This window comes from Burkholderia sp. MBR-1 (genome assembly GCF_013822785.1).
Classification (GTDB): domain Bacteria; phylum Pseudomonadota; class Gammaproteobacteria; order Burkholderiales; family Burkholderiaceae; genus Burkholderia; species Burkholderia vietnamiensis.
The window spans coordinates 1,356,931-1,383,548 of the sequence record NZ_CP053609.1 but is presented as its reverse complement, the minus strand read 5'-3'; the positions used below and the strand labels follow the sequence as shown (position 1 = coordinate 1,383,548).

Sequence of the window (26,618 nt, the reverse complement as noted above, 5' to 3'; positions counted from 1 at the left end):
CGCGCGAGCGCGGCGGGCAAGCATGCCGCCGCACTGGCAGCAGCCGTCACCATGCGTGCCCGACGGCCGCGAACTGCATGTTCGCGGCCGTTTTTATTTTTCGTTCGATCTCCGGGCCCGCGCACTACAATCCACGTCACGAGTGCGCCGGCCGCATCCCGGCGCGCCGTTTCGGTCAATCGTCGCAGCACCCGGCGCGGCGCCGACATGCCGCTCCGGTCAACAGGAGACAACGATGCAGGTCCAACCGTATCTGACGTTCTATGGCCGTGCGGAAGAAGCCCTTCAGTTCTACGAACGGGCGCTTGGCGCGAAGACGATGTTCAAGATGCACTTCAAGGATGCGCCGCCGAACCCCGATTTCCCGATGTCGCCGGAGATGGCCGACAAGGTGATGCATGCCAGTTTCACGATCGGCGACTCGATGATCATGTGCTCGGACGGCGACTGCAGCCAGCCGGGCGGCGGCGCGCACGCCGGCTATTCGCTGTCGCTGAACCCGGCGACGGTCGAAGACGGCCAGAAGCTGTTCGACGCGCTCGCCGACGGCGGCGAAGTGACGATGCCGTTCGGCAAGACGTTCTGGGCGCTCGGCTTCGGGATGGCGAAGGATCGCTTCGGCGTGCACTGGATGGTCAACGTCGAGGACCTGTCGCAGCGCGACGACCTCGCGAAGCACGCGCAAGCCTGACGCAAATGACAACGCCCGCCGCTGCGCAGCGGCGGGCGTCCTTCCTGCGGCGCGGCCGGCTTCAGCCCTCGATCACGTCGAGATAGTCTTCGGGCCGCGTGCGATCCTCCGCATGCGCGACGCCCATCGCGCGCACCAGCACGCTCACCACCACCGACACGACCAGGTTCACGATCAGCGACCACACCGCCGCATAGCCGGGAATCGCGAGACCGAACAGATGGATCGTGAAGATCGAACTCGCCAGCTTCAGCGAGATCGCCATCCACGTCCCGCAGACGATGCCTGCCGCCCAGCCGGCCAGCAGCCCGCGATGGTCGAGCACGCGCGTGTACAGGCCGAGCACGATCGCCGGCAGCGTCTGGATGATCCAGATCCCGCCGAGCAGTTGCAGCTGGATCGCATACGTGAGCGGCAGCCCGAGGATGAACGCGACCGCGCCGACCTTCACGATCAGCGACACCAGCTTCGCGACGTGCGTCTCCTGGTGGTGCGTCATGTTGCGGTTGACGAACTCGCGGTGGATGTTGCGCGTATAGAGGTTCGCGGCCGCGATCGACATGATCGCCGCCGGCACCAGCGCGCCGATGCCGATCGCCGCGAACGCGACGCCGACGAACCACGACGGGAAGTAGTTGAGGAACAGCGCGGGCACCGCGAAGTTCGGGCCGAACGCCTTGAAGTACGGCGCGTACTGCGGCATGTCCTTCACGCCGGAGGCGAGCGCCATGTAGCCGAGCAGCGCGAGCAGGCCGAGCACGAACGAATACGCGGGCAGCATCGCCATGTTGCGGCGAATCGTGTTGCCCGACGACGACGACAGGATCGCCGTGACCGAATGCGGATACAGGAACAACGCGAGCGCGGAGCCGATCGCGAGCGTCGCGTAGGCGCTGTAGCCGTTCAGGCTCGTCGCGTCCGGCGCCTTGAGCAGCAGCTTGGCCGGCGGCACCGTCGCGAAGATGTGCCCGAAGCCGCCGAGCTTGGCCGGGATCACGATGATCGCCGCGGCGATCGTGATGTAGATCAGGATGTCCTTCACGATCGCGATCATCGCCGGTGCGCGCAGCCCCGACGTGTAGGTGTACGCGGCGAGGATCGCGAACGCGATGATCAGCGGCAGGTCGCCGACGAAGCCGGTGGTGTCGAAGCCGAGCGCGCCGATCACCACTTCGATGCCGACCAGCTGCAGCGCGATGTACGGCATGGTCGCGACGATGCCCGTCACCGCGATCGCGAGCGCGAGCATCCGGCTGCCGTAGCGGGCGTGGACGAAATCGGCCGCGGTCACGTAGCCGTGGCGCTTCGCGATGCTCCACAGCTTCGGGAACACGACGAACGCGAACGGATAGATCAGGATCGTGTACGGCAACGCGAAGAAGCCCATCGCGCCGGCGCCGAACACGAGCGCGGGCACCGCGACGAACGTGTAGGCCGTATAGAGATCGCCGCCGAGCAGGAACCACGTGACGATCGTGCCGAAGCGGCGGCCGCCGAGGCCCCATTCGTCGAGATGGGCGAGATCGCCGCGCCGCCAGTTCGCGGCGAGAAAGCCGAGGATGGTGACGCCGATGAACAGCAGGACGAAGACGAAGGTGGCGCCGAGGTTCATTGCGCACCTCCCTGCGAGCCGCCGGCCTTCCATGCGTGCTTGGTCTTCCGGTACACGAACGCGGTGATCACCGCGCTAATGAACACCCACAGCAGCTGGTACCAGTAGAAGAACGGAAACCCGAACCATTGCGGTTCGATCTTGCTGTACGACGGCACCCAGACCATCGCGATCAGCGGCAGCACCAGCAGCCAGAGCCAGCGCTTCGCGGCCCGATTGGCGTCGGCATCGTGAGCCATGACGTCTCCTCATCATTCCCGGTTATCGATCTTGTTGAGCGGGTACGGCGGCGAGAGGAGCGGCAAAACGGGTAAGCTGCGGCTCCCCTGGCTTCGCGCAAGTATAGGAGCCGCGGCTGCGTGGTCAAGCGGGGGCGAACCCGAGGTGATCCGCCCCCGCACGCGCGGTTGCACCGGCATGCGGCCGGTGCCTCAGCGTCAGATCGCGAACGAGGCGTCGCGTGCGCCGGTCGTTTCTTTCAAGGCTTTCACCCAGCTGCGGGCGGGCAGCTTGAGCGTGTCTTCGATCAGCTTCGCGCGTGCTTCGAGCTGCGCGAACGACACGTCGAGCGCGGGGCCGGAGAACGCGATCGCGATCCGGTTGCCGTCGTGCACTTCCGGCAGCGCGACCACGCGATGATCGAACGCCGCGTTCAGGTGCTTCATATTGCGCACGAAGCTCGGATGATCGCCGAACAGGTTGATCGTCGCGATGCCCGCGTCGGCGAGGCAGCCGCGCACCGCGCGGTAGAACGCGACGCTGTCGAGCACCGGGCCGCGGGCGGTCGCGTCGTACAGGTCGATCTGCAGCGCGCCCGTCGTGCCGCGGTTGGCCGGATCGTTGACGAAGTCCCACGCGTCGGCCTCGTGAACGACCAGGCGCGCGTCGTCCGGCGGCAGCGCGAACATCGTGCGCGCCGCGACGATCACGGCCGGGTTCAGCTCCACGGCCTCGACCTTCGCGTGCGGCAGGAAGCGATGCGCGAACTTGGTCAGCGCGCCGGTGCCCAGGCCGAGCTGAACGATGCGCGCGGGCGTTTCGAGGAACAGCAGCCATGCCATCATCTGCTGCGCGTATTCGAGTTCGATCGCGAACGGCTTCGACAGGCGCATCGCGCCCTGCACCCATTCGGTCCCGAAATGCAGGAAGCGCACGCCGCGCTCCTCCGAAAACGTGACGGGCGCGAAGCGCGGCTTGCGCGGCGCTTCGAGAACGGGCACGTCGTCGTGCTCGCCGATTTCCGGGCGGCGCTTCAGGCGCGGCGGCTGCAGTTTTTCGGAGCCGTTGTACGCGGACGCTTTGCGCTGCTTGAATGCGCGCGCCTCGGCGGACGCGCGCTTGATGAGTCGGGTCATGTTGAATCTCGTTGGATGACGCTGGATAAGCGGACGAGAGGATAGCATTGCTCGGTCGCGGGTCGGCGCGGCGTGCCCGGCGGACGGGGCGGCCACGGTGGCGACTCTTGCCGGCGACAAGGCCGTGCGCGACAATGCATCGCAACTGCGATACAGAAGAGGTCATGATGAAAACTGCGACTTTTCCGTCGATTCGGGTCGAACCGGAATTGCGAGAAGCGGCCGAGAACGTCCTTCAGGAAGGCGAAACGCTATCGGCATTCGTCGAGCAGTCGATCCGCGAAGGCATCGAATGCCGTCGCCTCCAGAGCGAATTCATCGCGCGCGGTATCACGTCGCGCGACGACGCGCGGCGCACCGGCGAGTATGTATCGGCGGCCGACGTGCTGGAACGACTGGGTCGACGGCTCGAAGCACTGCGCGACGGGAAGCGCCCGACCCGATGATCCGTACGGTTCGCTTCACGCCCGCGGCAGCGGACGACCTCGAGCGGCTCTGTGCTGGCGTCGTCGGTCACGACGATGCAGATCCTGGACGGCCCGAATGTGCAGCGGCCGCCATCGTTTCGGGCATCGTCACGCTCGAATCGTCGCCGTTCACGTGCCGCAAGGCTCATCCGTCGATGCCGTTTCTGCGGGAATTGCTCATCCCGTTCGGCGCATCGGGCTATGTCGCCCTGTTCGAAATCGACGACAGCCGGACGGTGACGGTCCTTGCCGTGCGTCACCAGCGAGAAAGCGACTACCACTGACGTTCGCCCGCCGCCCAAGCCCGTTCAGCCGACGATGCGCCGCCACTGCACCAGCTTCTGCTCGAACGACAGCATCGCATACGCCGGGCTCGACGACGGCAGCACGAGCGTCTCGTAGCCGGCCTCGCCGATCACGTCGGCAAACCGCCCGGCCGTCTTCCCGTTGAAGCACACCTTCCTCAGCAACGGCGCATGCGCGCGCAGCGACGCGAAGTCGTTCGGCTTCGCATTGCGGATTGCCGAATCGAGACTGCCTTGCCGATGGCACGCATCGAGGACGTCCCAGATGCCGACGCCGTGCGACAGCACGCGCTCGAGCCGCGCGTCGTAGGCGAGTTCGTGGAGCCCCGGCTCGCCGAGCACCGCGCCGAGCAGGCGCCAGAACTGATTGCGCGGATGCGCGTAATACTGCGCGGCGTCGAGCGACGCCTCGCCGGGAAAGCTGCCGAGGATCATCGTGTGCGTGTCGCGCGCGACGACGGGCGGAAAGCCTTGCAGCATCACGCGTCTGCCCGCGGCCCGAGCGAGCGCGGGCCGTCGCCGTGCGCGGCGAGATGGCGCCACAACGCCGGCAGCATGCATTCCGTGACCATCAGCGGCTCGCCGTGCCGCTGGAATACCGAGCGCCGCGCGGCGAACGCATGCGGTGCGCGCTCGCGCTGCAGCGCATGGCTCGCGAGCGCATACAGCGGATGGCCGGCGATCACGCGCCGGCTCACGAGCGCCGAGCGCGCGACCTGCGGGTCGCTGTACAGCAATTCGGCGAGCGGGCGCGTACGCAGCCGCCGCATCGCCTGCCATACGCCCTTGCTGGCCGCGAGCGGCGCGATGCTGTGCGCGGCGACGTACGGCACGCCGTCCACCGACAGGATCACCTCGCGCACCCACATCGGCGCGCGCGGCGCGCGTCCGACCGCGGCAGGCTCGTCGAACCACGGGCAATCGACGGCCTCGCGCGTCACGCGCACGCTCACGCTGCCGAGCCGCGCGAGATGCGCGGTCAGCGAACCGCCGCGCGTGAGCCAGTCGCGCTGCTCGAGCGTGCAGCCGGGCCGGGGCGTTGCGCGCCAGCCCGAGCGTGCGCCGTCGAATCGCATGCGCGAGTTCACGCGGCGCGCGACAGCAGCAGCGTGTTGGTGCGCTTAACGAAGCTCGCCGGATCGTCGAGCATCCCGCCTTCGGCCAGCAGCGCCTGGTCGAACAGCAGATGGCACCAGTCGCCGAAATCGGCGCTGTCGACGTTGAGCTGCTTGATGAGCGCGTGGTCCGGATTGATCTCGAGGATCGGCTGCATCGCCGGCGCGTTCTGGCCGGCCGCCTTCAGCATGCGCTGCAGGTAGCCGCTCATGTCGTTGTCGTCGGCGACGAGGCACGACGGCGAATCGGTCAGGCGGAACGTGGCACGCACTTCCTTCACCTTGTCGCCGAGCGCTTCCTTCATCTTCTCGACGACCGGCTTGATCGCTTCGCCCGCCTGCTCCTGCGCCTTCTTCTCCTCGTCGTTCAGCTCGCCGAGGTCGAGATCGCCGCGCGCCACGCTCGCGAGCGGCTTGCCGTCGAACTCGTGCAGGAACGACAGCATCCATTCGTCGACGCGATCGGTCAGCAGCAGCACCTCGACACCCTTCTTGCGGAACACTTCCAGATGCGGGCTGTTCTTCGCGGCCTGCCACGTATCGGCGGTCACGTAGTAGATCTTGCTCTGCTCGGGCTTCATGCGCGACACGTAATCGGCGAGCGACACGTCCTGCGCGTCGGTGTCGCCGTGCGTCGACGCGAAGCGCAGCAGCTTCGCGATGCGCTCGCGGTTCGCGTGGTCCTCGCCGAGGCCTTCCTTCAGCACCTGGCCGAACGCGCTCCAGAACGTCTTGTACTTCTCCTTGCCGGCGTCGTCTTCGGCGTTCGCCAGCTCCTCGAGCATCGACAGCGCGCGCTTGGTCACGCCCTCGCGAATCGCCTTCACGTCGCGGCTTTCCTGCAGGATTTCGCGCGACACGTTCAGCGGCAGGTCGGCCGAATCGACGACGCCCTTCACGAAGCGCAGGTATTGCGGCAGCAGCTGCTCGGCGTCGTCCATGATGAACACGCGCTTCACGTACAGCTTCAGGCCGCCGCGGTAGTCGCGGTTCCACAGATCGAACGGCGCGTGCGCCGGCACGAACAGCAGCTGCGTGTATTCGCTGCGGCCTTCGACGCGGTTGTGCGTCCACGTGAGCGGATCCTGGTGGTCGTGCGCGATGTGCTGGTAGAACTGCGTGTACTGCTCGTCGCTGATGTCGCTCTTCGAGCGCGTCCACAGGGCGCTGGCCTGGTTGACCGTCTCGTCCTCGTCCTTCAGGACCATCTCGCCCTTTTCCTGGTCCCACTCTTCCTTGCGCATCAGGATCGGCAGCGCGATGTGATCGGAATACTTCTGGATGATCGACTTCAGGCGGTGCGACGACAACAGCTCGTCCTCGCCTTCGCGCAGATGCAGCGTGATCGTCGTGCCGCGCTGCGCGCGCTCGATCGCGTCGATCGTGAAGTCGCCCTCGCCGGCGCTTTCCCAGCGCACCGCTTCGTTCGCGGGCAGGCCGGCGCGGCGCGTCTCGACGGTGATCTTGTCGGCGACGATGAAGCCCGAGTAGAAGCCGACGCCGAACTGGCCGATCAGCGCCGCATCCTTCTGCTGGTCGCCGGAGAGCTTCGTGAAGAATTCCTTGGTGCCCGAACGCGCGATCGTTCCGAGGTTCGCAATCGCCTCGTCACGGCTCATGCCGATGCCGTTGTCCTCGATCGTGATCGTGCGCGCCGCCTTGTCGAAGCCGATACGGATGCGCAGGTTCGGATCGTTCTCGTACAGCGCGTTGTCGGCGAGCGCTTCGAAACGCAGCTTGTCGGCCGCGTCGGACGCGTTCGACACCAGTTCGCGCAGGAAGATTTCCTTGTTGCTGTAGAGCGAATGGATCATCAGGTGGAGGAGTTGCTTGACCTCTGCCTGAAAGCTCATCGTTTCGTGTGCCATGGATGCTTTTCCTCTTACTTGAACTCGAATGGTGTGGCGCGGGCGCCCGGTACGTGACGCGGGCTGGCCCGTCAAGGACGACCGCCTGGCGCAAGCGGTGTGCGCGCAAATCTGGGGACGGCCGCCCGGTTTTCAAGGGGGCGGCCGCCGCAGCGTCACGATGCGCGTCGCGCGGCCGACTCGATATAGCGCGCGAGAAACCCCGGCAGCGCCGGATCCCCGCAATTCGCGACGTTGAAGCGCGTCCACGTCGACGTCGACTGCTGCGGCGAGAACAGGCTGCCGGGCGTCAGCAAGAAACCTGCCTCGTGCGCGGCAGCCGCGAGCGCGTCCGAATCGACGCCCGTGTCGGCCCACAGGAACATCCCGGCCGCCGGCATCGTGAAGAGCCGCAGCCCGGTGCGCTCCAGCATCCGCGCGGTCTTGTCGCGCACGCCGTCGAGCCGCGCGCGCAGCCGCTCGACGTGGCGCCGGTAGTGCCCTTCGGTCAGGATCTTGTAAAGCACGCGCTCGTTGAGCTCGGGCGTCGTCATCCCGACCAGCATCTTCTGGTCGGTCACCGCCTTCGCGATCTCCGGCGCGCACGCGACGTAGCCGACCCGCAGGTTCGCCGCGAGCGTCTTCGAAAAGCTGCCCAGGTAGATGACGCGCTTGAGCTGGTCGAGGCTCGCGAGCCGCGTGGCCGGATAGCTCGGCGGGCACAGGTCGCCGTACACGTCGTCCTCGACGACGAGGAAATCGTACGCCTCGGCCAGCTTCAGGATGCGGAACGCCTGCGCGGCCGACAGCGACGTGCCGGTCGGGTTCTGCAGCACCGAATTGATCACCAGCATCTTCGGCCGCCACATCTGCACGAGCGTCTCGAGCGCGTCGAGATCGGGGCCGTCGGGCGTGTACGGCATCCCGACGAGCTGCGCGCCCTGCGCCGCAAAGCGGCCGAACATCTGGAACCACGCCGGATCGCCGACGATCACCGCGTCGCCGGGCCGGACGTAGATGCGCGAGATCAGGTCGATCGCCTGCGTGATGCCCGACACCAGCACCAGCTGCTCGGGCTTGGCGCCGATCTCGACTTCGGCGAGGCGCGTCTGCAATTGCTGGCGCAGCGGCAGGAAGCCCTGCGCGGTGCCGAAGCCGAGCATTTGCGCGCCCGACTGGCGCCCGAGCGCGCGCAGCGCGCCGGTAATCAGCTCGCCGTCGAGCCAGCGGGCCGGCAGATAGCCGAGGCCCGGCCCCTTCTCCGGGCTGACGGTGTGCAGCATGTTGCGCAGCAGCCAGACGACGTCGATCGTGTTGTGCACCGGCACGGCCTCGGCCGCGCGGCCGACGTGGTCGGCCGGTTGCGGGCCCGCGGCCGTGCGTTCCCTCACGTAGAAGCCGGAGCCGCGCCGCGAGTCCAGGTAGCCCTGCGCCACCAGCCGCTCGTACGCCTCGACGACGGTGAAGCGCGACACGCTCTTGTCGAGCGCGAGCTTGCGGATCGACGGCATCCGCATGCCGGGCCGGAACACACGTTCGTCGATGCGGCGGCGCGCCCACTGGACGAGCTGGTCGACGAGCGTGAGCGTCGCCGTGTCGTGCGGCGCGGGAATCTGGGCGAGTGGGACGGTGGACATGGGCGGCAGCTCCAACTGTACCGAAGGCTATCGCGCCGATTGTACCGTTACTGTGCCGGTCCGGACGATTACAGTTGTCCGCAATGGCGATCGTGCGGCCATCGCGGGCGTGCCGCATCGGCGGCGCCTGCGGCCTCGGCCGGCCGTGCGACCGACCGCCCACCGTGACACCCTCCTTTCCCGACCGACGTTCATGCCCTCCCGTTCCCTGTCCATCGACCATCTCGTCATTGCTGCGCGCACGCTCGACGAAGGCGTGCGCCATGTCGCCCGCGCGCTCGGCATCGAACCGTCCGGCGGCGGCCGCCATCCGCTGATGCGCACCCACAACGCGCTGTTCGGCGCATGGGGCGGGCTGTACGTCGAAGTGATCGCGATCGACCCCGACGCGCCTGACACGGCTGCCCCCGACTCGACGCCGCCGCGCCCGCGGCTGTTCGCGCTCGACGATCCGGCGATGCACGCACGGCTCGCCGACGGTCCGTTCCTCGCGCACTGGGTCGCGCGCGTCGACCGGCCGCGCTCGCTCGCGCTGTGGGGGAGCCAGTACCCCGAGCGGATCGCGCCGGTCGTGGCGATGCGCCGCGGCGACCTCAGCTGGGGCCTGACGGTGCCGGACGACGGCGCGTTCCCCGCCTGGCAAGGCGCCGGCGACGGCCTCGTGCCGTCGCTGATCCAGTGGGACAGCGCGCAGCACCCGGCCGCCTCGTTGCCGGACACCGGCGTCGCGCTGAAGTCGCTCGAGGGCGTCCATCCGCGTGCCGAGGCGATCCGCGAGCAGCTCGACTGGCTCGGCGCCGCTCACCTGCTCGGCGTCGAAGCCGGCGACGGGCTGCCCGCCCTCGTCGCGCACTTCGATACGCCGCACGGCACCCGCACGCTGCGCTGAACGCCGCCGCGCGCCCGCTCACGAAACCCGCCGCTACAGCGATACACCGATACGCCGATAAGGAGCACCTACCTGATGAATTCCCGCGAAACCCGCGGCATGCTGCTCGGCCTCGTCGGCGTGATGATCTTCAGCCTCACGCTGCCGATGACGCGCATCGTCGTCTCGGAGCTCAATCCGCTTCTGAACGGGCTCGGCCGCGCGCTCGCCGCGTCGGTGCCGGCCGGCCTGCTGCTGTGGTGGCGCCGCGAGCGGCTGCCGACGCGCGCGCAGCTGAAAAGCCTCACCGTCGTGTCGGCCGGCGTGATCGTCGCGTATCCGGTGTTCTCCGCGTGGGCGATGAAGACGGTGCCGGCGTCGCACGGCGCCGTCGTCAACGGGCTGCAGCCGCTGTTCGTCGCGCTGTACGCGGCGTGGCTGTCGCACGAACGGCCGTCGAAGGCGTTCTGGGCCAGCGCGCTGGCAGGCAGCGCGCTCGTGATCGCGTTCGCGCTGCGCGACGGCGGCGGCACCGTGCAGGCGGGCGATGCGCTGATGCTCGTCGCGGTCGGCATCGGCGCGCTCGGCTATGCGGAAGGCGCGCGCCTCGCGCGCCAGATCGGCGGCTGGCAGGTGATCTGCTGGGCGCTGGTCGTGTCCGCGCCGGTGCTCGTGCTGCCGGTCGGCTGGCTCGCGTGGGCGCAGCACGTCGCGCACCCGGCGCCGCTCGCGCTACGCACGTGGCTCGCGTTCGGCTACGTGACGCTGTTTTCGCAGTTCATCGGCTTTTTCGCGTGGTACGCCGGGCTCGCGATGGGCGGCACCGCCCGCGTCGGCCAGGTGCAGCTGCTGCAGATCTTCTTCACGATCGCGTTTTCCGCGCTGCTGTTCGGCGAAACGGTAACGCCCGCCACGTGGCTGTTCGCGGCCGCCGTGATCGCGACCGTGATGCTCGGCCGCCGCTCGGCGGTGGCCATGGCCGCGCGTCCCGCTCGCGCCGGCTGATGAGGTGCGCCATAATGTTCGCTTTGCCTGAACGGTTCTGCCCACCCGGCCGCGAAGGCCAGAGCGCGCTCCCGCACGCCCACCCGGCGGCGGCGACGCCATCAGCCCGACCCGACCTTTCTTGACTTACCCCGATATCCGAACGAGGAGACTATGAATCCGAGCGACCTGCACCCGCCGCACTGGCAGCTTTCCGAACGCGCCCGCAAGCTGACCAGCTCGGCGATCCGCGAGATCCTGAAGGTAACGGAACGCCCCGAGGTCATCTCGTTCGCCGGCGGCCTGCCCGCCCCCGTCACGTTCCCGGCCGAACGGATGCGCGCCGCCGCCGACCTCGTGCTGCGCGACGCGCCGGCCGCCGCGCTCCAGTACAGCGCGACCGAAGGCTACCTGCCGCTGCGCGAATGGATCGCCGAGCGCTACGGCGTGCGCGTGTCGCAGGTGCTGATCACGACCGGCTCGCAGCAGGCGCTCGACCTGCTCGGCAAGGCGCTGATCGATCCGGACAGCCCGGTCCTCGTCGAAACCCCGACCTACCTCGGCGCGCTGCAGTCGTTCTCGCTGTACGAGCCGCGCTACGTGCAGGTGCCGACCGACGAGCAGGGCCTGCTGCCGGAAGGCCTGACGCCGGCCCTGACCCAGGGCGCGCGCCTGCTGTACGCACAACCGAACTTCCAGAACCCGACCGGCCGCCGCCTGCCCGTCGAGCGCCGCCGCGCGCTCGCCGCGTTCGCGCAATCGAGCCCGTTCCCGGTGCTGGAGGACGATCCTTACGGCGCGCTGAACTACCAGGGCGAGCCGCTGCCCACGATGCTGTCGATGGCGCCGGATCACGTCGTCCACCTCGGCACGTTCTCGAAGGTGCTCGCGCCGGGCCTGCGGCTCGGCTACATCATTGCGCCCGAGGAGCTGCACTTCAAGCTCGTGCAGGCCAAGCAGGCCACCGATCTGCACACGCCGACGCTCACGCAGCGCATCGCGCACGAAGTGATCAAGGACGGCTTCCTCGACGAGCACATCCCGACGATCCGCAAGCTGTACAGCGCGCAGTGCGACGCGATGCTCGCGTCGCTCGCGCGTCACATGCCGGAAGGCGTCACGTGGAACCGCCCGGAAGGCGGCATGTTCATCTGGGTGAACCTGCCCGCGCAGATCGACAGCATGAAGCTGCTCGAGGCGGCGGTCGCCGACCACGTCGCCTTCGTGCCGGGCGCGCCGTTCTTCGCGAACGACGCGCAGCGCAACACGCTGCGCCTGTCGTTCGTGACGGTGCCGCCGGAAAAGATCGAGGAAGGCGTCGCGCGCCTGGGCAAGCTGCTGCGCGAGCGCCTTTGACCCCTTTCACCTGTCACGACTCTCTACGAGGAATCGAATTCATGGCTAACGTCTACGACAAGCTCAAGTCGCTCGGCATCGAGCTCCCGACCGCCGGCGCACCGGCCGCCGCCTACGTGATGAGCGCGCAAAGCGGCAACACCGTGTACCTGTCGGGCCACATCGCGAAGAAGGACGGCAAGGTCTGGGCCGGCAAGCTCGGCGCCGATCTGACCACCGAAGACGGCAAGGCGGCCGCGCGCTCGATCGCGATCGACCTGCTCGCGACGCTGCACGCTCACACCGGCGACCTGAACAAGGTCACGCGCATCGTGAAGCTGATGAGCCTCGTCAACTCGACGCTCGACTTCACCGAGCAGCACGTCGTCACGAACGGCGCGTCGGAGCTGATCGCCGAAGTGTTCGGCGACGCCGGCAAGCATGCGCGCTCGGCGTTCGGCGTCGCGCAGATCCCGCTCGGCGCGTGCGTCGAGATCGAGCTGATCGCCGAAGTCGCGTAACGCGCGCATCGCGATGACCGGCCGCCGCGTCCGTTTCAAACAGGTCGACGTCTTCACGTCGGTACCGTTCAAGGGCAACCCGCTCGCCGTGGTGTTCGACGCCGACTCGCTCGGCGACGACGACATGCTGACGATCGCCCGCTGGACCAACCTGTCGGAAACCACGTTCGTCTGCACGCCGAGCGATCCGCAGGCCGATTATCGCGTCCGGATCTTCACGCCGGGCGGCGAACTGCCGTTCGCCGGTCATCCGACGCTCGGCACCGCGCACGCGTTCCTCGAAAGCGGCGCGCGGCCGCGCACGCCCGGCCGGCTGATCCAGCAGTGCGGCGTCGGCCGCGTCGAGCTGCGCGAGCAGCCCGACGGCTGGGCCTTCGCCGCGCCGCCGGCGCGCTTCACGCCGCTCGACCGTTCGGACTACCCGGCGTTGGCAGCCGCGCTGCGCAGCGACGCGATCGATCCGGACGCCGAACCGTGCGCGGTCGACAACGGCGCGCCGTGGCTCGTCGTGCGGCTGACGTCGGCCGACGCGTGCGTCGGCCTCGCGCCCGATCCGGCCGCGCTGGCCGCGCTCACCCACCGCTACGGCACGCACGGGCTCGCCGCTTACGCGCCGCATCCCGACGGCGGCCCGGCAACGTTCGAAATTCGCTGCCTGATGAGCGGCGGCGGCTTCGCGACCGGCGAAGACCCGGTCACCGGCAGCGCCAACGCCGCGATCGCCGGCCTGCTGAGCCGCCAGCAACGGCGGCCCGGCGCGTCGTATACGGCGCGCCAGGGCACCGCGATCGGCCGCGACGGCCGCATCGCCGTACGCTACGACGACGACGGCACGATCTGGATCGGCGGCAACGTCGTCACGATCGTGGACGGCACCTTCTCCCTGCCCGCCTGACGTTTCGCAATGTGCGACGGCGCCGGCGATGCCGGTGCCCCCTACGATTCCCCGGCTATCGCAAAAGCGTTCCAGCCAGTAATATCGGGCCTAATCCGTCGCTTCGGCGGGTCTGTCCTTGATTGCGCATCCCGCGAACGAACAGACGCCGGTGCGCCCCAACCCTAGCCGACCATCCCGACACGGGATGACGCACGCGAGCAGAACGCCGCCCTCTTCGATGAGCTCCGCCCGGTCAAATCACACGCCGCCGACGCGGCCGCTGCGCGCGCCGCGTAGGTCGCGCCGGCGTGCGCTGTTCGCCATCCCGCTGCTCGGGATGCTGGCGCTTGCACTGCTGTGGGCGGTGATCGTCGCGCGGCTGTCGGTGGAGAAGGACAGCGCGTACAAGGAAGCGGCGGCGTCCGCGGCGATCCTGTCGTCCGCGCTCGAACAGCACACGGTGAAGGCGATTCACCAGGTCGACCAGATCACCCGCTTCGTCAAGTTCGAGTTCGAGAAGTCGCCCGCGCGCTTCAATCTCGCGAGCGCGGTCGAGAAAGGCGTGGTGCCCAGCGACACGCTGATCCAGGTATCGCTCGTCAACGCCAAGGGCGTGCTGTTCGCGAACACCACCGAACCGCATCCGAAGCCGATCAACCTCGCCGATCGCGAGCACTTCAAGGTCCATCTCGCGCACAACGACGACCGTCTGTACATCAGCAAGCCCGTGCTCGGCCGCGTGTCGAGCCACTGGACGCTGCAGATGACGCGTCGCCTGAACAACCCGGACGGCAGCTTCGCGGGCATCGTCGTGGTATCCGAAGATCCGAGCTACTTCACCAACGACTTCTACAACAACGCGGCGATCGGCAAGGAAGGCGTGATCGCCGTCGTGTCGGACACGGGCGCCGTGCTCGCGCGGCGCACCGGCTCGTTCAGCAACGCGCCGGGCGCGTTCTCCGCCTCGGGCGTCTATCCGATCGCCGAGCGCGTGACCGGCACGATCGTCGACCCGATCGACGGCGTCACGCGCATCGTGTCGTACCGCCACCTCGACGGCTATCCGCTCGCGGTGATGGTCGGGCTGTCGCAGCGGGAAGAATTCGCGGACTACTATCACACGCGCAACGTCTATCTGCTGATGACGAGCTTCATCACGCTCGCGATGCTCGCGTTCTTCGGCGTCGCGACCGGGCTGATCGGCAAGCTGCTCGGCCGCGAGCGCGAAATGACGCAACTCGCCGAATACGATCTGCTGACCGGGCTCGCGAACCGCTACGCGACGCTGCGCGGGCTGCGCAACGACGTGTCGATGCCGGCCAGCCTGTCGCGGCTCGGCCTGCTGTTCATCGACCTCGACAACTTCAAGACCGTCAACGACACGCTCGGCCACAACGCCGGCGACATCGTGCTGCAGATGACCGCGTCGCGCCTGTCGGACGCCGTCGGCGACGAGGGCTCGCTCGCCCGGATCGGCGGCGACGAGTTCGTCGTCGTGATGAAGGGCGACGACATCGAACGCCGCGCGGTGCGGCTCGCCGAATCGGTGATCCGGATGTTCGCCGAGCCGTTCGACGTGCGCGGCAGCTCGTTCGTGCTGCACGCCAGCATCGGCATCGCGCTGCACACGGTCGCGAACGAAAGCGAGATCGACCTGCTGAAGAAGGCCGACCTCGCGATGTACAGCGCGAAGGACGCCGGCAAGAACTGCTATCAGTTCTACGCGCCGCATCTGTCGCACCGCGCCGATCACCTGATGCGCTGGGAACAGCAGCTGCGCGTCGCGCTCGCCGAAGCGCAGCTGTTCCTCGCGTACCAGCCGAAGATCGATCTCACCCACCGCACGATCACCGGCTTCGAGGCGCTGGCGCGCTGGGACCACCCCGAACACGGCATCATCTCCGCGAACGAATTCATTTCGACGGCCGAATCGACCGGGCTGATCGTGCCGATCGGCGACTTCGTGATCCGCACTGCGTGCGAGCAGCTCGCGCGCTGGCGCGACGACGGCCACGACACGCTGACGCTCGCGGTCAACATCTCGCCGGTGCAATTCTGGCGCGGCGACCTGATCGAGACGATTTCGCAGGCGCTGCAGGACACCGGCATCGACGCGAGCCGGCTCGAACTCGAGATCACGGAGACCGCGATGATGGAATATCCGGAGCTGGTGTCCGAGAAGATCGTCGCGCTGAAGAAGCTCGGCATCCGCATCGCGCTCGACGATTTCGGCACCGGCTACTCGTCGCTGTCGTACCTGCACCGCTTCTCCGTCGATACGCTGAAGGTCGACCGCTCGTTCGTGCAGGCGATCCCGAATGATCGCAGCGTGTGCGTGATGGTGTCGTCGATCGTGCATCTCGCGCGCTCGCTCGGCCTGACGGTGGTCGTCGAAGGCACCGAGACCGAGGAGCAGATCGCGTGGCTGTCGGCGCTCGGCGAGATCGAAGCGCAAGGCTTCCTGTTCTCGCGGCCGGTGCCGGCCGACGCGATCCCCGCCCTGATCGCCCGCTACGGCGTGTACGGCGGCGGGTCGAGCGGCGGCGCGCTGCGCGCCGCCGGCAGCACGGGCACCTGACGTTCCGCCATACGCGGCGCGTTGCGCTGCATGCCGATTGTTTCGGTTTCCGATCCGGTTGTTTAGTTCATTAATTAGCGTTTTCGCGCATGGCAGTGTCATGATGCGCGGCGGACAATCGGGAGGGCCATCGTGCCGGCGCTCCGCCGGCACGCCCTCACGCGCGACCGGATCCGGCGCCAACTGCACTCGTCATGACTACCGTCGAAGTCGAAGCGGCCGAACGTATCGATCAGGCTCAGGCGTCGCTGTGGACCCTGTTCAAGGTCGTCGCCGGCATTTCCGCCGTGTCCTGGGGCGGCCTGTCGATGATGGCGCAACTCGAACGCCACTATGTCGACCGCCTGCAGCGCATCGACCCGCAGGTATTCGCCGATCTCGTCGCGCTCGCATGGCTCGTGCCGGGCCCGGTCGGCTGCAATGTCGCGATCCAGGTCGGGCAGACGCTGCACGGCCGCGTGGGCGCATGGATCGCCGGCATCGCGAGCGTATTGCCGTTCTTCCTCCTGATGACGCTGTTCGCGGCGTTCTATCGCACGCCGATCGTGCGTTCGCTGACCACGCCGATGCTGATCAATCACTTCGGGATGGTGCTGGCCGCGCTGATCGGCGTCACGTGGCTCAAGCAGTTGCGCACGCTCGCTCGCACGCCGCTGGAGCAGCTGATCGCCGCGCTGTCGACGATCCTGCTCGCTTTCGCGCACAGCCCGGCCGCGTTCGTCGGCATCCTGTTCGCGGCGTTCGCCGCGGGCTGGCTCAGTGGGCCGCCGCAACACGCGGCGGTCGACTTCACGCTGTCCGCGCGCGATCGCAACCTGCTCGTGCTGCTCGCCGTGCTCGTCGCGGTGTTCGCCGTGCCGCTGCCGGGCGACTACCAGGCGACGCTGTTGTGGCCGCGGCTCGCCGGCGCCGGCATGACGCTGTTCGGCGGCGGCTTCTCCGCGCTGCCGGTGCTCAAGACGCTGTTCGTGTCGCCCGCGACCGGCATCTCCGATCACGACTTCACGCTCGCGTTCGCGCTGTCGCCGGTCTCGCCCGGCCCGTTGCTGAACGTCGTGCCGTTTCTCGGCTATCTGACCGACGGCTGGCTCGGCGCGCTGCTCGCGACGACCGCGCTGTTCGTGCCGTCCGGGTGTCTGGTCGTGTTCGCGCAGAACCACCTGTCGCGGCTCAAGCGCCATTCGCGCTTCGAGCACGGAATGCGGCTGCTGCGTGCGGCAACCACCGGCTTTCTCGTCGTCGCCGTCGTCAAGATCCTGCATCGCGAGCCGGTCGATCCCGTTTATTGGCTCACCGGCGCGTTCGCGACGCTGTGCTTCGCGCGCTTCAAGGCGCCCGTGTATGCGGTGTACGGGGCGGTCGCGATCGCGTGCGGCGCGTGGCTGTGGGCCGCCGCGCACTGACTTACTGACGCCGCGCCGTGCGCCGCCGGCGCGCGGTCAGCCCGCCTGCGCGGCGACGCGGCGCGCGACGATGCGGGCGCGCAGCGCGTCGTACGCGAGGTTGAAGCCGAACGTGTACGGCAGAAAGAACAGCACGATGCCGAGATCCAGCAGCAGCGCGTCGACGATGCCGACGTTCAGCCACCATGCGGCGAGCGGCACCACCATCGCGACGAGGCCGAGCTCGAACGCCACCGCATGCACGACGCGCATGCGCAGCGTACGCGCGACGCGCGCCCGGCGCTCGAAGCGGTCGAACAGCGCGTTGAACGCGATGTTCCACGCCATCGCGATCAACGACACCATCACCGTCAACGCGCCCACGTGCGACACCGGCATGTCGAGCAGCCACGCGCCGAGCGGCGCGCACAGCGCGATCGCCACGAGTTCGAACGTCAGCGCGTGAACGAAGCGCTCCATCAGCGTCTTGCTGGTCTGTTGCATGATTCCCTCCGATGCGTTGGTTTCAACCGATGCGGCCATTCTGATCGGTCCGACGACGCTCATCCAGTTTGATACCATCGGTTTTGCCGATATAACGAGATGAGACCCGCCGCATGCGCCACGCTCCCGAAGCCCTGCTCGCCTTTGCCGAAGCCGCCCAGCTCGGCTCGTTCTCGGCCGCCGCGCGCAAGCTCGGCAAGCGCCAGTCGACGGTATCCGAAGCGATCGCGAACCTCGAGATCGACCTCGGCGTGCGGCTGTTCGACCGAGCGACGCGCACGCCGACGCTGACCGATGCCGGCCGCGCGCTGCTGCCGCAGGTGCAGCGCGCGCTGGAGGCCGGCGCGGCGATCGACCGCATCGCCGCGCGGCTCGCGCACGGCGAGGAAGCGCGCCTGACGCTGGTCGTGTCGGACACCTACCAGTCGAAGCGTTACGAGGAAACCTTGATGGCGCTCGAGCGGCGTTTTCCGGCGCTCGAGCTCGAATGCCAGATCGCCGAGCACGACGACGTGCTCGACCTGATCCAGCAAGGCCGCGCGCAGCTCGGGCTGATGGCGGCGCGGGCCGTCTACCCGGCCGATATCGGCGCGGCGACGGTCGCGGAGGAATCGGAGATCGGCCTGTTCGTCGGGCGCATGCATGCATTGGCCGCCTACGGCGACGCCGAGGTGCCGCATGCGGCGCTGCGCGACGCGCGCGAGTTGCGCCTGAACACGTACGTGAAACCGGAGGACCAGCGCGCGGAGGACCGGATCGTCGTCGGCACGCAGCGCTGGCTCGCGCCGAGCTACCTGATGCTGCTGGAAATGGCGGTGCTGGGGTTCGGCTGGGCCGAACTGCCGCGCTGGATGGTCGAGCACTTCGCGCGCGACCGGCTGTGTGAATTGCGTGCGCGCGGCTGGCCGCGCCGGGTCCGCGTCGATGCGGTGTGGTCGCGCAACCGGCCGCTCGGCCCGGCCGGCGCGTGGCTGCTCGATGCGATGCTGGCCGCGTAGCGGCGCGCCGCTCTGCCCGCGTCGGCGCCAGCGCCGGGCCGCGCCGAGCGGCACGAACCCGTCAGCCGGCCCCGCTCAGAAGCCGCGCGCCAACACGGCCACGCCGATCGTCACGACGCCGAGCACGAGGTTGACGACCACCAGCAGCCGCACCGCATTCACCGCGCGCGCGCCGTCCGGCCAGTTCTGCGCCTGCACCGCGCGACGGATACGGGGAAACAGCGCGAAGCGGATGTGGCCGAAGATCAGCATCATCACGACGCCGAGCCCGGCCATCGCATGCAGCGGCCAGGTCGCGTGCGCGCCACCGAACGCGGTGAGCAGGAAGCCGCCCGACAGCAGGATCACGAGCACCGCGCCCGACACCCAGTTGAAAAACCGGCCGAACACGCCCTCGATCAACGGCAGCCGCAGCTGCGGCGTCAGATCGGACAGCGCCGGGCGTAGGCAGAAGTGCGCGAACACCATCCCGCCCACCCACACGGCGACGGCCAGCAGATGAAGAAACAGCGCGACGGCAACGGCGTGGGACATGGTGACGATCCTGAGGTAGCGGGTTCAGTGCAACGAACGACCGCATCGCACGCGGTCTCGCGCGACGTTCGACCGGCCGGCCAGCGCTCGGTTCAGGCGCATGGCCGCATTTGACAATATTTTGCAACTTCCGCGCGACGACGCCAGCGCCGCGCCGTCGCCCATTCTTCGCACATTCGTCGCCGCAAAAGCACAGGCCGCACCGGCGCCGAAGCGCGGGTGCGGCCCGTCGTGCCGGCGCGCGCCGGCGGATGCGTCGTCAGCCGAGCAGCGGGCGCAGCTCGTTGACGACCTTCAGCTTCGTGTCGGGCGCGCGGCCCTTGCGTGCGCGCTTGCCGATGTGCGGCGCGAGCCCCGCGTACGACAGCGTTTCGTCCTGCACCTTGCCGCCGCGGCCGGTGCCGATCAGTACGACGCCGGCCGGGTCGATCGCGAGCGCCTGCACGAGCGTTTCCTTGTCGTCGAGCGCCATCAGCGTCACGCCGCGGCCGCCGCCGGACAGCGTCTTCATCTCGTCCATCGCGAACACCAGCAGCCGGCCACCGCTCGACAGACACGCGACCTGCGTCGCATTCGGCAGCACGGGCATCGGCGCGAGCGGCACCGCGCCCGCGTCGATCGTCATGAACGACTTGCCGGCCTTCACGCGGCTCACCATGTCGCCGACCTTCGCGAGGAAGCCGAAGCCGTTGCTCGACGCCAGCAGCAATTGCTGATCGACCGGCGCGGCGTAGTAGTGCATCAGATGCGAGCCCGATTCGAGCTCGATCAGCGAGGTGACCGGCACGCCGTCGCCGCGCCCGCCCGGCAGCACCGACACGTCGACCGAATAGACGCGTCCGCTGCTGCCCCAGGCGATCAGCCGATCGGGCGTGCGGCACTGGAACGCCGCGTACAGGCCGTCGCCGGCCTTGAACGAGAAGCCGGCCGGGTCGAGCCCGTGACCCTTCAGCGCACGTACCCAGCCCTTTTGCGAGACGACCACCGTCACCGGCTCGTCGACGACCTTCGCCTCGAACGTCGCGCGCTTTTCCTGCTGGATCAGCGTGCGGCGATCGTCGCCGTACTGCTTCGCGTCGGCTTCGATCTCCTTGATCATCAGCCGCTTCATCGCGCTTTCGTTCGCGAGCAGCTCCTCGAGCTTCGCCTTCTCGTCGCGCAGCGCGTCGAGTTCCTTCTCGATCTTGATCTTCTCGAGCCGCGCGAGCTGACGCAGGCGGATCTCGAGGATGTCTTCCGCCTGGCGCTCGGTCAGGCCGAACGCGCTCATCAGCGCGCTCTTCGGCTCGTCCGACTCGCGGATGATGCGGATCACCTCGTCGATGTTCAGGAAGACGATCATCCGCCCTTCGAGGATGTGAATGCGGTCGTCGACCTTCGCGAGACGATGGCGGCAGCGCCGCGTCATCGTCGACTGGCGGTACTTCACCCATTCGTCGAGGATCGTCAGCAGGCCCTTCTGGCCCGGCCGGCCGTCGGCGCCGATCATCACGAGGTTCAGCGTCGCGTTCGATTCGAGGCTCGTGTAGGCGAGCAGCGTGTTGACGAATTCCGTCTGGTCGATCGTGCGCGACTTCGGCTCGAACACGAGCCGCACCGCCGCTTCCTTGCCCGACTCGTCGCGCACCGCGTCGAGCAGGTCGAGCATCGCTTTCTTCGTGTTGAGCTGCTCGGGCGTGAGCGTCTTCTTGCCGAGCTTGAGCTTCGGGTTGGTCAGCTCCTCGATTTCCTCGAGCACCTTCTGGCCCGACGTGTTCGGCGGCAGCTCGGTGACGACCAGCTGCCACTGGCCGCGCGCCAGATCCTCGATCTTCCACTTCGCGCGCACCTTCAGGCTGCCGCGGCCGGTTTCGTACGCCGCCGAGATTTCAGCGTCGCTCGAGATGATCTGACCGCCGCCGGGGAAGTCCGGGCCGGGGATCAGGTTCATCAGCTCCGCGTGCGTGAGCTTCGGATTGCGGATCAACGCGACCGCGGCGGCCGCGACCTCGCGCAGGTTGTGCGACGGGATTTCCGTCGCGAGGCCCACCGCGATGCCCGACGCGCCGTTCAGCAGCACGAACGGCATGCGGCTCGGCAGCGTCTTCGGCTCCTCGAACGAGCCGTCGTAGTTCGGCATGAAGTCGACCGTGCCCTGGTCGATCTCGTCGAGCAGCAGCTTCGAGATCGGCGTGAGGCGCGCTTCGGTGTACCGCATCGCCGCCGCGCCGTCGCCGTCGCGCGAGCCGAAGTTGCCCTGCCCGTCGATCAGCGGATAGCGCAGCGAGAAATCCTGCGCGAGGCGCACGAGCGCGTCGTACGCCGACTGGTCGCCGTGCGGGTGGTATTTACCGAGCACGTCGCCCACCACGCGCGCCGACTTCACCGGCTTCGCGTCGGGACCGAGACCCATTTCGTTCATCGCGAACAGGATGCGGCGCTGCACCGGCTTCTGGCCGTCGCAGACGTCCGGCAGCGCGCGGCTCTTCACGACGCTGACCGCGTAGCTGAGGTACGCCTGCTCGGCGTAGTTGCCGAGCGTCAGCGCATCGGTGTCCGGTGCGTCGGGGCCGGCAAAGAGATCGGCAGTGTTGTCGTCCATCTGAATTCCGTATTCTTAACTGACATGAGGCGGGCCGGGCGCGCGGCCCGGCCGTGCGGATGCCCGGCTTAGATATCCGCTTCGACGTCGTTGCCCTTTTCCTCGAGCCAGCCGCGCCGCGCGGCTGCCTCGCCCTTGCCCATCAGCATCGTCATCCGCGCGACGGTCGCCTCGTAGTCGAGCTCGCCGAGCTTGACCGGCATCAGGCGGCGCGTGTCGGGGTTCATCGTCGTGTCCCACAGCTGCTCGGCGCTCATTTCGCCGAGGCCCTTGAAGCGGCTGATGCTCCACTGCGTGTCGCGCACACCGTCCTTGCGCAGCTTGTCGAGCGTCGCTTCGAGCTCGCCTTCGTCGAGCGCGTAGAGCTTCTGCGCGGGCTTCTTGCCGCGCGCCGGCGCGTCGACGCGGAACAGCGGCGGGCGCGCGACGTACACGTGGCCGCGCTCGATCAGCTGCGGGAAGTGCTTGAAGAACAGCGTGAGCAGCAGCACCTGGATGTGCGAGCCGTCGACGTCCGCGTCCGACAGGATGCAGATCTTGCCGTAGCGCAGGTTCGACAGGTCGACGGTATCGTCCGGGCTGTGCGGATCGACGCCGATCGCGACCGAGATGTCGTGCACCTCGTTGTTCGCGAACAGGCGGTCGCGCTCGGTTTCCCACGTGTTCAGCACCTTGCCGCGCAGCGGCAGGATCGCCTGGTATTCCTTGTCGCGGCCCATCTTCGCGGAGCCGCCCGCCGAGTCGCCCTCGACGAGGAACAGCTCGTTGCGCGCGATGTCTTCCGTCTCGCAGTCGGTCAGCTTGCCCGGCAGCACCGCGACGCCCGAGCTCTTGCGCTTCTCGACCTTCTGGCCGGCGCGCGTGCGCGCCTGCGCCTGCTTGATCACGAGCTCGGCGAGCTTCTTGCCGTGCTCGACGTGCTGGTTCAGCCACAGTTCGAGCGCCGGACGCGAGAACGACGACACCAGCTTGACCGCGTCGCGGCTGTTCAGCCGCTCCTTGATCTGCCCCTGGAACTGCGGATCGAGCACCTTCGCGGACAGCACGAACGACACGCGCGCGAACACGTCTTCCGCCAGCAGCTTCACGCCCTTCGGCTGCAGGTTGTGCAGTTCGACGAAGCTCTTCACCGCCTGGTAGAGCCCGTCGCGCAGGCCCGACTCGTGCGTGCCGCCGGCCGGCGTCGGGATCAGGTTCACGTACGATTCGCGCACGAGCGAGCCTTCCTCGCTCCATGCGACGACCCACGACGCGCCCTCGCCTTCGGCGAAGGTGTCGTCGGTCGAACGCGCATCGGCGAAACGCTCGCCCTCGAACAACGGAATCAGCAGCTCGCTGCCGTTCATCTCGTCGAGCAGGTAGCCGCGCAGGCCGTCTTCGTATTTCCACGCCTGGCGCTCGCCCGTCTTCTCGTTGACGAGCACGACCTCGACGCCCGGCAGCAGCACGGCCTTCGAGCGCAGCAGGCGCTGCAGCTCGCCGAGCGGCAGGTTCGGCGAATCGAAGTACTTCGGATTCGGCCACACCTGCACGCGCGTGCCGGACTTCTTCTCGCCGCGGCCGGCCGCCTGCGTCGCGAGCGGCTTCACCACGTCGCCGTCGGCGAAACCGAGGCTGGCGATCTTGCCTTCGCGCCAGACCGTCACGTCCAGACGCGTCGCGAGCGCGTTGGTCACCGACACGCCGACGCCGTGCAGACCGCCCGAGAACGTGTATGCGCCGCCGGCGGCCTTGTCGAACTTGCCGCCCGCGTGCAGGCGCGTGAACACGATCTCGACGACCGGCACGCGTTCTTCCGGGTGCATCCCGAACGGAATGCCGCGGCCGTCGTCCTCGACCGACACCGACTGATCGGCGTGCAGCGTGACCGTGATCTGCTTGCCGTAGCCGCCGAGCGCTTCGTCGGACGCGTTGTCGATCACTTCCTGGATGATGTGCAGCGGATTTTCGGTACGGGTGTACATGCCGGGCCGCTGCTTGACCGGCTCGAGACCCTTGAGCACCTTGATCGATGCTTCGCTATAGGCCGCGCTGGGCTTCTTCGTTGACATAGATGCTGAATTTCGTCATTCATCGGGACGTTGTCCACATCTCGTGTGGATAACGTCGTGGACAAAACGTTGAGTTCCGTAAAAAAGCGAATCGAAACAACGGTGTGCTCGGACTGCTCCGAAAGCGGGCGCGACATGCGCGGCCCGGAACGCGCGGTATTTTACTGGTTCCGCGCGACGGCCCGGTTGCGATGACGGCGGCCGGCCGCTGCCGGCCGCGGCGCGCCGCGGCGGCCCGTCACACCGGCTTGCGCTTCGCCTCGAGCGTTTCCCACCGCTCGAGCGCGGCGAGGAGTTCATCGTCGATCGCCGCGAACCGCTCGGTCAGGCGCGTGCCTTCCTGCGGATCCTTCGCGAAGATCGAGCCGTCCTCGAGCTGCGCATTGATCGTTTTCTGTTCCGCTTCGAGCGCCGCGATTTTTTCCGGCAGCGCATCGAGCTCGCGCTGCTCGTTGAACGACAGCTTCACCGTGCGTTGCGCATTACGGCCGGCCGCGCTCTTTGCCGCGTCGTCCTTGAGCGGCGCGGCCTCCTTCACCGTGCGCTTCGCCGCTTCCTGTTGCGCCAGTTGCTGCGAGCGCTCGCTCTGGATCTGCCAGTCGGTGAAGCCGCCGACGTATTCGCGCCACTTTCCGTCGCCCTCGGCCGCGATCACCGACGTCACGACGTTGTCGAGGAACGCGCGATCGTGGCTGACCAGCAGCACCGTGCCGTCGTAATCGGCCAGCAGTTCTTCGAGCAGTTCGAGCGTCGGGATGTCGAGGTCGTTGGTCGGTTCGTCGAGCACCAGCACGTTCGCCGGACGCGCGAACAGGCGCGCGAGCAGCAGCCGGTTGCGTTCGCCGCCCGACAGCGACTTCACCGGCGAGCGGGCGCGCTCCGGCGCGAACAGGAAGTCGCCGAGATAGCTCATCACGTGCTTGCGCACGCCGCCGATCTCGATCCATTCGCTGCCCGGGCTGATCGTGTCGGCAAGGCTCTTTTCCTGGTCGAGCTGCGCGCGCATCTGGTCGAAGTACGCGACCTGCAGGTTCGTGCCGATGCGCACCGTGCCGCCGTCGGGCTTCAGCTCGCCGAGGATCAGCTTGAGCAGCGTCGTCTTGCCGGCGCCGTTCGGACCGACGAAACCGATCTTGTCGCCGCGCATGACCGTCGTCGAGAACCTGTCGACGACCGTGCGTTCGCCGTAGCGCTTCGTCACGTCGGTCAGCTCCGCGACGATCTTGCCGGACTTCTCGCCCTGCGCGACGTCGAGCTTCACGTTGCCCTGCGCGTTGCGACGCTCCGCGCGTTCGTTGCGCATCTGCACGAGCCGCGCGACGCGGCCCACGCTGCGCGTGCGGCGCGCCTCGACGCCCTTGCGGATCCACACTTCTTCCTGCGCGAGCAGCTTGTCGAACTTCTCGTTTTCTACGCGCTCGACTTCGAGCTGCTGCGCCTTGCGCGTCTGGTAGGCCGAGAAATTGCCCGGATAGGACAGCAGCCGGCCGCGATCGAGCTCGACGATGCGCGTGGCGACACGGTCGAGGAACGCGCGATCGTGCGTGATGAACAGCAGGCCGGCGCGCTGCGCGACGAGCAGCTCTTCCAGCCAGCGGATGCCGTCGAAGTCGAGATGGTTGGTCGGCTCGTCGAGCAGCAGCACGTCGGGCTGCAGCACCAGCGCGCGCGCCAGCGCGACGCGTTTTTGCATGCCGCCCGACAGCGCGTCGACGGGCGCGTCGCCGTCGGTCAGGCCGATCTGCGCGAGCGTCATCGATACGCGCGTGCGCCAGTTCCACGCGTCGTGCGTATCGAGCGACGACTGCAGCGCGTTCATTCGCGCGAGCAGCGCGTCGTGCTCGGCGCCTTCGGGCGTTTCGGCGAGGCGATGCGCGATCGAATCGTATTCTTCGAGCACTTCGCGCGTGTGCGTGAGCCCCGACGCAACGGCATCGAACACAGTCGCGCCCGGCTCGAATTCGGGCTCCTGCGGCACGTAGACGGTCACGAGCTCCTGCTGGCGCGTGATCAGCCCGTCGTCCGGCTTCGCGAGCCCCGCGACGATCTTCAGCAGCGACGACTTGCCCGCACCGTTGCGACCGATCAGACCGACGCGCTCGCCGGCCTCCAGCGAGAAGTCCGCGTGATCGAGCAACGCGACGTGACCGAACGCGAGTTGCGCACCGGTAATGGAATAAAGCGACATGGGCAGACGGCGAAGAGAGAAATCGGAAGCGCCCATTGTACCGGTGGCGCACGCGTGCGCCGGGATGGCCGGATGGACGATGGCGGTGAGCGGCTTTTTGGGTATCGGCCGGCGCTGACGGCGGCAGCGTGTCGGCGCGCCGCGGCGCCGGCATCGTGCGAACGATGCGGCGGGCGGCCGGCCGCCGC

General features: G+C 68.0%; 23 protein-coding genes. 11 read left to right on the top strand and 12 right to left on the bottom strand.

Going from position 1 to position 26,618, the window contains the following annotated elements; translation table 11 throughout:
- Positions 1-235 precede the first annotated feature (235 nt).
- Complete coding sequence (locus MBR110_RS06355; RefSeq protein WP_011885621.1) at positions 236-691, top strand: VOC family protein; 456 nt, start codon at positions 236-238, stop codon at positions 689-691.
- Between the two features lie 61 nt (positions 692-752).
- Here MBR110_RS06355 and mctP read toward each other — a convergent pair whose 3' ends face one another.
- The 3 genes from mctP to MBR110_RS06340 form a co-directional block, all read right to left on the bottom strand.
- A complete protein-coding gene (gene mctP / locus MBR110_RS06350) occupies positions 753-2,303 on the bottom strand; it encodes a monocarboxylate uptake permease MctP (RefSeq protein WP_011885622.1) in 1,551 nt (516 codons plus the stop codon).
- Positions 2,300-2,542, bottom strand: coding sequence for a DUF3311 domain-containing protein (locus tag MBR110_RS06345; protein WP_011885623.1), 243 nt, complete (start codon positions 2,540-2,542; stop codon positions 2,300-2,302). Before MBR110_RS06345 ends, mctP begins: the two co-directional genes overlap by 4 nt.
- Positions 2,543-2,740: 198 nt before the next feature.
- The gene (locus MBR110_RS06340; protein WP_014723418.1) at positions 2,741-3,658 is read right to left on the bottom strand and encodes a spermidine synthase; all 918 of its coding nucleotides are present in this window, start codon (positions 3,656-3,658) and stop codon (positions 2,741-2,743) included.
- Between the two features lie 134 nt (positions 3,659-3,792).
- On the opposite strand from MBR110_RS06340, the gene MBR110_RS06335 reads away from it, so the two are divergent.
- Positions 3,793-4,104 (top strand): YlcI/YnfO family protein, encoded by a 312-nt coding sequence (locus tag MBR110_RS06335; RefSeq protein WP_408913020.1) that lies wholly within the window; start codon positions 3,793-3,795, stop codon positions 4,102-4,104.
- Complete coding sequence (locus tag MBR110_RS06330; RefSeq protein ID WP_059734572.1) at positions 4,101-4,409, top strand: type II toxin-antitoxin system RelE/ParE family toxin; 309 nt, start codon at positions 4,101-4,103, stop codon at positions 4,407-4,409. Before MBR110_RS06335 ends, MBR110_RS06330 begins: the two co-directional genes overlap by 4 nt.
- Positions 4,410-4,433: 24 nt before the next feature.
- On the opposite strand, the gene MBR110_RS06325 is transcribed toward MBR110_RS06330, so the two are convergent.
- The 4 genes from MBR110_RS06325 to MBR110_RS06310 all read right to left on the bottom strand — a co-directional run bounded on the left by MBR110_RS06325 (position 4,434) and on the right by MBR110_RS06310 (position 9,029).
- Positions 4,434-4,910 (bottom strand): DNA-deoxyinosine glycosylase, encoded by a 477-nt coding sequence (locus tag MBR110_RS06325; protein ID WP_011885627.1) that lies wholly within the window; start codon positions 4,908-4,910, stop codon positions 4,434-4,436.
- Complete coding sequence (locus MBR110_RS06320) at positions 4,910-5,506, bottom strand: chorismate--pyruvate lyase family protein (protein ID WP_011885628.1); 597 nt, start codon at positions 5,504-5,506, stop codon at positions 4,910-4,912. The genes MBR110_RS06325 and MBR110_RS06320 overlap by 1 nt, the downstream gene beginning before the upstream one ends.
- 8 nt (positions 5,507-5,514) lie before the next feature.
- Positions 5,515-7,413 (bottom strand): molecular chaperone HtpG, encoded by a 1,899-nt coding sequence (htpG, locus tag MBR110_RS06315; protein ID WP_014723422.1) that lies wholly within the window; start codon positions 7,411-7,413, stop codon positions 5,515-5,517.
- A 155-nt stretch (positions 7,414-7,568) separates the two neighbouring features.
- Positions 7,569-9,029, bottom strand: a complete 1,461-nt coding sequence (locus MBR110_RS06310) for an aminotransferase-like domain-containing protein (protein WP_011885630.1) — start codon at positions 9,027-9,029, stop codon at positions 7,569-7,571.
- 193 nt (positions 9,030-9,222) lie between these two features.
- Between MBR110_RS06310 and MBR110_RS06305 the strand changes: the two genes are divergently transcribed.
- The 7 genes from MBR110_RS06305 (at position 9,223) to MBR110_RS06275 (ending at position 17,595) form a co-directional block, all read left to right on the top strand.
- Positions 9,223-9,918: a VOC family protein gene (locus MBR110_RS06305; RefSeq protein WP_045578896.1), complete on the top strand. Its 696-nt coding sequence runs from the start codon at positions 9,223-9,225 to the stop codon at positions 9,916-9,918.
- Between the two features lie 75 nt (positions 9,919-9,993).
- Positions 9,994-10,902, top strand: coding sequence for a DMT family transporter (locus MBR110_RS06300; protein ID WP_059606825.1), 909 nt, complete (start codon positions 9,994-9,996; stop codon positions 10,900-10,902).
- 153 nt (positions 10,903-11,055) lie between these two features.
- A complete protein-coding gene (locus MBR110_RS06295) occupies positions 11,056-12,237 on the top strand; it encodes an aminotransferase-like domain-containing protein (protein WP_011885633.1) in 1,182 nt (393 codons plus the stop codon).
- A gap of 41 nt (positions 12,238-12,278) precedes the next feature.
- Positions 12,279-12,737 (top strand): RidA family protein, encoded by a 459-nt coding sequence (locus MBR110_RS06290; protein ID WP_011885634.1) that lies wholly within the window; start codon positions 12,279-12,281, stop codon positions 12,735-12,737.
- Between the two features lie 13 nt (positions 12,738-12,750).
- Positions 12,751-13,632, top strand: coding sequence for a PhzF family phenazine biosynthesis protein (locus tag MBR110_RS06285; protein ID WP_014723426.1), 882 nt, complete (start codon positions 12,751-12,753; stop codon positions 13,630-13,632).
- A gap of 220 nt (positions 13,633-13,852) precedes the next feature.
- Positions 13,853-16,192, top strand: coding sequence for a bifunctional diguanylate cyclase/phosphodiesterase (locus MBR110_RS06280; RefSeq protein WP_059461263.1), 2,340 nt, complete (start codon positions 13,853-13,855; stop codon positions 16,190-16,192).
- 194 nt (positions 16,193-16,386) lie between these two features.
- Positions 16,387-17,595 (top strand): chromate transporter, encoded by a 1,209-nt coding sequence (locus tag MBR110_RS06275; RefSeq protein ID WP_011885637.1) that lies wholly within the window; start codon positions 16,387-16,389, stop codon positions 17,593-17,595.
- Between the two features lie 36 nt (positions 17,596-17,631).
- Here MBR110_RS06275 and MBR110_RS06270 read toward each other — a convergent pair whose 3' ends face one another.
- A complete protein-coding gene (locus MBR110_RS06270; protein ID WP_011885638.1) occupies positions 17,632-18,078 on the bottom strand; it encodes a multidrug/biocide efflux PACE transporter in 447 nt (148 codons plus the stop codon).
- 113 nt (positions 18,079-18,191) lie between these two features.
- Between MBR110_RS06270 and MBR110_RS06265 the strand changes: the two genes are divergently transcribed.
- Positions 18,192-19,076, top strand: coding sequence for a LysR family transcriptional regulator (locus MBR110_RS06265; RefSeq protein WP_011885639.1), 885 nt, complete (start codon positions 18,192-18,194; stop codon positions 19,074-19,076).
- Between the two features lie 75 nt (positions 19,077-19,151).
- On the opposite strand, the gene MBR110_RS06260 is transcribed toward MBR110_RS06265, so the two are convergent.
- The 4 genes from MBR110_RS06260 to MBR110_RS06245 all read right to left on the bottom strand — a co-directional run bounded on the left by MBR110_RS06260 (position 19,152) and on the right by MBR110_RS06245 (position 26,430).
- Positions 19,152-19,610, bottom strand: coding sequence for a CopD family protein (locus tag MBR110_RS06260; protein WP_011885640.1), 459 nt, complete (start codon positions 19,608-19,610; stop codon positions 19,152-19,154).
- Positions 19,611-19,869: 259 nt separating this feature from the next.
- Entirely contained in the window at positions 19,870-22,191 is a 2,322-nt protein-coding gene (gene parC, locus MBR110_RS06255; protein WP_011885641.1) for a DNA topoisomerase IV subunit A, read from the bottom strand.
- 68 nt (positions 22,192-22,259) lie between these two features.
- Positions 22,260-24,242: a DNA topoisomerase IV subunit B gene (locus MBR110_RS06250; protein ID WP_011885642.1), complete on the bottom strand. Its 1,983-nt coding sequence runs from the start codon at positions 24,240-24,242 to the stop codon at positions 22,260-22,262.
- Positions 24,243-24,480: 238 nt separating this feature from the next.
- On the bottom strand, positions 24,481-26,430 hold the full coding sequence (locus tag MBR110_RS06245; RefSeq protein ID WP_034194018.1) for an ATP-binding cassette domain-containing protein: 1,950 nt from the start codon (positions 26,428-26,430) through the stop codon (positions 24,481-24,483).
- Positions 26,431-26,618: the final 188 nt, after the last annotated feature.

What these genes read in the sequence shown, in the direction of transcription:
- MBR110_RS06355 (WP_011885621.1), top strand. Translation starts at nt 236, where the DNA reads ATGCAGGTCCAACCGTATCTGACGTTCTATGGCCGTGCGGAAGAAGCC.
- mctP (WP_011885622.1), bottom strand. Translation starts at nt 2,303, where the DNA reads ATGAACCTCGGCGCCACCTTCGTCTTCGTCCTGCTGTTCATCGGCGTC.
- MBR110_RS06345 (WP_011885623.1), bottom strand. Translation starts at nt 2,542, where the DNA reads ATGGCTCACGATGCCGACGCCAATCGGGCCGCGAAGCGCTGGCTCTGG.
- MBR110_RS06340 (WP_014723418.1), bottom strand. Translation starts at nt 3,658, where the DNA reads ATGACCCGACTCATCAAGCGCGCGTCCGCCGAGGCGCGCGCATTCAAG.
- MBR110_RS06335 (WP_408913020.1), top strand. Translation starts at nt 3,793, where the DNA reads ATGCATCGCAACTGCGATACAGAAGAGGTCATGATGAAAACTGCGACT.
- MBR110_RS06330 (WP_059734572.1), top strand. Translation starts at nt 4,101, where the DNA reads ATGATCCGTACGGTTCGCTTCACGCCCGCGGCAGCGGACGACCTCGAG.
- MBR110_RS06325 (WP_011885627.1), bottom strand. Translation starts at nt 4,910, where the DNA reads ATGCTGCAAGGCTTTCCGCCCGTCGTCGCGCGCGACACGCACACGATG.
- MBR110_RS06320 (WP_011885628.1), bottom strand. Translation starts at nt 5,506, where the DNA reads ATGCGATTCGACGGCGCACGCTCGGGCTGGCGCGCAACGCCCCGGCCC.
- htpG (WP_014723422.1), bottom strand. Translation starts at nt 7,413, where the DNA reads ATGGCACACGAAACGATGAGCTTTCAGGCAGAGGTCAAGCAACTCCTC.
- MBR110_RS06310 (WP_011885630.1), bottom strand. Translation starts at nt 9,029, where the DNA reads ATGTCCACCGTCCCACTCGCCCAGATTCCCGCGCCGCACGACACGGCG.
- MBR110_RS06305 (WP_045578896.1), top strand. Translation starts at nt 9,223, where the DNA reads ATGCCCTCCCGTTCCCTGTCCATCGACCATCTCGTCATTGCTGCGCGC.
- MBR110_RS06300 (WP_059606825.1), top strand. Translation starts at nt 9,994, where the DNA reads ATGAATTCCCGCGAAACCCGCGGCATGCTGCTCGGCCTCGTCGGCGTG.
- MBR110_RS06295 (WP_011885633.1), top strand. Translation starts at nt 11,056, where the DNA reads ATGAATCCGAGCGACCTGCACCCGCCGCACTGGCAGCTTTCCGAACGC.
- MBR110_RS06290 (WP_011885634.1), top strand. Translation starts at nt 12,279, where the DNA reads ATGGCTAACGTCTACGACAAGCTCAAGTCGCTCGGCATCGAGCTCCCG.
- MBR110_RS06285 (WP_014723426.1), top strand. Translation starts at nt 12,751, where the DNA reads ATGACCGGCCGCCGCGTCCGTTTCAAACAGGTCGACGTCTTCACGTCG.
- MBR110_RS06280 (WP_059461263.1), top strand. Translation starts at nt 13,853, where the DNA reads ATGAGCTCCGCCCGGTCAAATCACACGCCGCCGACGCGGCCGCTGCGC.
- MBR110_RS06275 (WP_011885637.1), top strand. Translation starts at nt 16,387, where the DNA reads ATGACTACCGTCGAAGTCGAAGCGGCCGAACGTATCGATCAGGCTCAG.
- MBR110_RS06270 (WP_011885638.1), bottom strand. Translation starts at nt 18,078, where the DNA reads ATGCAACAGACCAGCAAGACGCTGATGGAGCGCTTCGTTCACGCGCTG.
- MBR110_RS06265 (WP_011885639.1), top strand. Translation starts at nt 18,192, where the DNA reads ATGCGCCACGCTCCCGAAGCCCTGCTCGCCTTTGCCGAAGCCGCCCAG.
- MBR110_RS06260 (WP_011885640.1), bottom strand. Translation starts at nt 19,610, where the DNA reads ATGTCCCACGCCGTTGCCGTCGCGCTGTTTCTTCATCTGCTGGCCGTC.
- parC (WP_011885641.1), bottom strand. Translation starts at nt 22,191, where the DNA reads ATGGACGACAACACTGCCGATCTCTTTGCCGGCCCCGACGCACCGGAC.
- MBR110_RS06250 (WP_011885642.1), bottom strand. Translation starts at nt 24,242, where the DNA reads ATGTCAACGAAGAAGCCCAGCGCGGCCTATAGCGAAGCATCGATCAAG.
- MBR110_RS06245 (WP_034194018.1), bottom strand. Translation starts at nt 26,430, where the DNA reads ATGTCGCTTTATTCCATTACCGGTGCGCAACTCGCGTTCGGTCACGTC.